The organism is Planomonospora algeriensis (genome assembly GCF_977012225.1).
Window position 1 is genome coordinate 1 of the sequence record NZ_CDRNDK010000524.1, and the last position, 3,936, is coordinate 3,936.

General features: G+C 76.3%; 4 protein-coding genes and 1 pseudogene. 4 read left to right on the forward strand and 1 reads right to left on the reverse strand.

All coding sequences use genetic code 11. The annotated features are described in order from the left end of the window. The 4 genes and pseudogenes from ACWJ6R_RS31685 to ACWJ6R_RS31700 all read left to right on the forward strand — a co-directional run. A pseudogene (locus ACWJ6R_RS31685) lies at positions 1-879 on the forward strand (hypothetical protein); the annotation flags it as partial. Further along, on the forward strand, positions 762-1,409 hold the full coding sequence (locus ACWJ6R_RS31690; protein ID WP_449065745.1) for a glycosyltransferase: 648 nt from the start codon (positions 762-764) through the stop codon (positions 1,407-1,409). The pseudogene ACWJ6R_RS31685 and the gene ACWJ6R_RS31690, both read left to right, overlap by 118 nt. Next, positions 1,406-2,065: a glycosyltransferase gene (locus ACWJ6R_RS31695; RefSeq protein ID WP_449065742.1), complete on the forward strand. Its 660-nt coding sequence runs from the start codon at positions 1,406-1,408 to the stop codon at positions 2,063-2,065. The genes ACWJ6R_RS31690 and ACWJ6R_RS31695 overlap by 4 nt, the downstream gene beginning before the upstream one ends. Beyond that, complete coding sequence (locus ACWJ6R_RS31700) at positions 2,041-3,123, forward strand: hypothetical protein (RefSeq protein WP_449065743.1); 1,083 nt, start codon at positions 2,041-2,043, stop codon at positions 3,121-3,123. The genes ACWJ6R_RS31695 and ACWJ6R_RS31700 overlap by 25 nt, the downstream gene beginning before the upstream one ends. A 161-nt stretch (positions 3,124-3,284) precedes the next feature. Here ACWJ6R_RS31700 and ACWJ6R_RS31705 read toward each other — a convergent pair. Beyond that, the coding region (locus tag ACWJ6R_RS31705; RefSeq protein WP_449065744.1) for a hypothetical protein at positions 3,285-3,936 on the reverse strand (652 nt) is incomplete at its 5' end.

Sequence of the window (3,936 nt, forward strand, 5' to 3'; positions counted from 1 at the left end):
GCGACCCGAACGCGGCCCCCCGCCGATCCGGGCGGGACCGCCGTGCCCGGCCGGTTCGGCGCCCGGGGGAGCGACGTGGTCGTGCGCCTCGTCGGCCGGGACGCGGAGTCCTGGGCGGGCGCGGAGCCCGCGGTGGAGCGCCCGGCGGCGGAGCTGATGAGCTGGGAGGCTCTCGGGCGGCCCGGCGGGGCGGAGATCCTCCGGACCGGCCTGGGCGACCTGTCGGAGCCCTGGGCGATCCCCCCCGTGGACGACCGCTCGGTCAACCCGGCGGGCTTCCGCACGGTACCCGCGCTCGGCATGGCCGACCTCTGCCTGGAGTCCGACCGGTGGGCCGTCGTCTGCGGCGGCAGGGTCCTGACCCGCTTCGCCGCGTCCGGATGCGTGACCGACGTCGACGTCGACCGGATCAGGCAGGTGCGCGGGGTCCGCGTCGACTGGCGGCGGAGCCACAGCGGCCCGGTGGCCGCGCTGCGGGTGGTGACCGGGCTGGCGGCGGCGGGCGTTCCGCTGGTCTCCGGCGACGTGCCGGGCTGGGCGGGCGCGCTCGGCTCCGGACTGGTCCGGCTGCTGACGTCGGTCCGGGAGGCGGGCCTCGCGGAGACCTGGAGCGGGAGGAGTACAGCATCAGGCTGCGGCGCGAGGCGCTGCGCACCCACGGCGTCCGCGCGCGCTGGGAGCAGCTGGGCGCACCCGCCGCGCCCGTCCCGGCGACCTCCGTGCTGCTGGCCACCCGGCGGCCGGAGATGGTGCGCTTCGCGCTGGAGCAGGCGGGCCGGCAGCGCGGAGCCGAGTTCGAGGTCGTCCTGGCCCTGCACGGGGTGCCGGCCGACCATCCCGAGGTGGCGGGCGCCCTGTCGTCCTTCGACCGGCCGGTGACGGTGTTCGAGGCGGACCGGACGACCGTCTTCGGAGCGGTGCTCAACCAGGCCGCGGCCAGGGCCTCGGGCTCGTTCCTGCTGAAGATGGACGACGACGACTGGTACGGGCCGGACTTCCTGTCCGACCTGCTCCTGGCGCACTCCTACTCGGGGGCCGAGGTCGTGGGCACGGTTCCGGAGTTCGTCTACCTGGCCTCGATCGGCGTGACCGTCCACCGCGAGCAGACCACCGAGCAGATCACCAACTTCATCGCCGGCGGGACCATCTTCGCCGAGCGCTCCGCGTTCGAGGCCGTGGGCGGGTTCCGTCCCCTGCCGGGCACTGTCGACGCGCAGTTCCAGCACGCCGTGCAGGCCGCCGGAGGGCAGATCTACCGCACGCACGGCCTCGGTTACATCCTGCGCCGCGGCAACGTGACCGGGCACACCTGGCGCGAGCCGATCGGCACGTTCCTGCGGAGGAACAGGCGCCAGTGGCACGGTTTCCGGCCGAACGCCCTCATGGAACTCCCCGCGGAGGCGCCGTGACCGGCCCGCAGACCCCCTGTCCGCGGATCAGGGGCAACGACTACGGCGTGCTCGGCCCACCCGCCCTCGGCACGTGGGAACCGCGGCTCTCGGTGAGCGTCGTGATCCCGGCCCGGCAGTGCCAGGACAAGCTCGACCTCGTGCTGGCCGCGCTCGCCGCCCAGTCCTATCCGGCCCACCTCACGGAGGTGGTCGTCGTGGACGACGGCAGCGCGCCGCCGCTGCGCGTCCCGGAGATCGCGCCGGAACGCACCCGCGTCATCCGCAGCTCCCCCGGCGGCTGGGGCATCGCCTGGGCGCTCGCGTCCGGCGAGGCCGTCGCGGAGGGCCAGGTGATCCACCGGCTGGACGCCGACGTCGTCCCCTACCGCGACCACGTCGAGGCGCACATGCGCTGGCACCACCTGGCCGGTTACCTGGTGGTCACGGGCACGCTGCGCTTCACCGCCGCGGCCGGGCCGCCCCCCGCCCCCGCCGAGGTCCGGGACGCCGTCGCCGCGGGCGGGCCGCGTCCCTCTTCGAGCCCGACCACGACCACGGGCACGACTGGATCGACCGGCTCCTCGCCGAGCACGACGGCTTCCGCGACGCGCCCAGCGCGCTCCTGCACCGGATCCACGTCGGCGCGACGGTGTCCCTCCCTGCCGCGCTGCTGAAGGCCGCGGGCGGGTACGCCACCCCGCTGGTGCTGGGCGAGGACACCGAGCTCGGCTACCGGCTCACTCAGACGGGCGCGGTGTTCGTCCCCGACGCCGAGGCCCTGGCCTGGCACCTGGGCACGACCACCATGATGAGGCGGGCCCCGGAGGTGATCCGGCACAACGATCCCTTCATCGCCGACCGCGTGCCCTACCGCCGGCACCTGCGCACGGACCCGGGCCGGCAGTGGCTGGTGCCGTACGTGGACGTCCTGGTGGACGCCCGCGGCGCCTCCTGCGAGGAGGTCCGCGCGAGCGTCGACGGGGCGCTGGCCGGCACCCTGCCCGACGTCTCGGTCACCGTGGCGGGTCCGTGGTCCTCCCTCACCCGCGACCGCCGGGCGCCGCTCGACGACCCGCTGCTCGACCTCCGGCTCGTCCACGCCCGGTACGCCCACGACGGCCGCGTCTCCTTCGCCGAGGCGCCCGCCGCGACGTCCGCTCCCGCGCCGTTCCGGCTCACCTGCCCGGCGGGCTGGGTCCCCGGGGCCGACTCCGTCGAGCGGCTGGTCCGGCGGGCCGAGGAGGACGACTGCGGCCTGCTGATCGTCGTCCTGGACGAGGACGCCTCCGGCCCGGTGACGGCCCGGCTGGAGCGGACCTCCGCCGTCGCCCGCGCGCTGCTCGTCGCCCGCGACGGCGAGCCGCTGGACGGCGTCGTCTCCGAGCTGCACGGCGCGGCGTGGCTGGACGGCGGTTCGTGGGGTTTCCGCCCGGCCGCCGAGGCCTACCCGGCCTGGGCGCAGGACCGCAACCGCGAGGCCGCGCGCTGGCGGGCCGAGGCCGAGTCCCGGGGGAAGGAGACCGAGCGGGCCCGGCACGAGATCGCGGCGCTCAAGGAGCGCGTCGAGGAGTTGCGGCGGGCGGCGGACAAGGGGCAGCGCGACGCCGCCCGGTGGCGGGGCAAGGCCGAGCAGCGCCGCCAGGAGGCGGTGGCCCTGCGCCGCGAGGCCCAGCGCTCCCTGCTCAACCGGACCAGGCGCCGGCTGCGCCGCCTCCGGGGCGACTCCGCCTGAACGCACCGGCCTCCGCCGCCCGCGGGCGGCGGCTTGATCGGCTCCCGTCACCCGGGAACGACCGGTCTGACGGGAACGACGGTCTGATCGGCTCCCGCCGTTCCGCAGACGACGGCCTCGTCAGCGCCCGCCACCCGTGGGCGGGCCGGCCGCCCCGCCGTTCAGGGCGTCCTTCCGGAGGTGTCCGCCGGGGCGTCCTTGCGGAGGAGGTGAGCGGTCCAGAACGGTTCCCCGTCCTTCTCGCGCAGCACGTGCCTCTCCCAGCCCTCCATCGCCGCGGGAGGGGGATCCCTGGTGAGCAGGGCGAAGACCCGGCCGGGCTCGGCCGCCGCGATCCGGGCGCCGAGCGAGTTCCGCGGATCGGAGAGGTTCAGGTGATCGCAGCGGGAGACGAACATCATGGCGGGGTCGACGAGGTCGTCCACCAGCGTGCAGGGCGGCCGTACTCCCAGCCTGGTCATGTCCTCGACCACCCCGGCGAGATAGCTCCGGTACTCGTTCTGCGCATGCGCCTGGCCGGCCAGGACGCTCCCCTGGACGGCCGTGTGCGCCAGCAGCACTGCGGCGACCAGCGCGGCCGCCACCCGCGGGCGGCGACGGCCCGCCGCCCACCGCAGGGCCTCCGCGGCGGGGACGACCAGCAGGGCGTAGGCCGGGAGCAGGAACCGCGGGGCCCCGTAGTCCACCAGCAGCAGGTACGGCACGGCCACGCTGAAACCGGTGACGGCCGCCACGGCGGCGGGGGCCGGGTCCCTGACGGCGACCGGGCCCCTGACGACGGCCGCGGCCCCGACAGCCGCCGCGGTCCCGGCG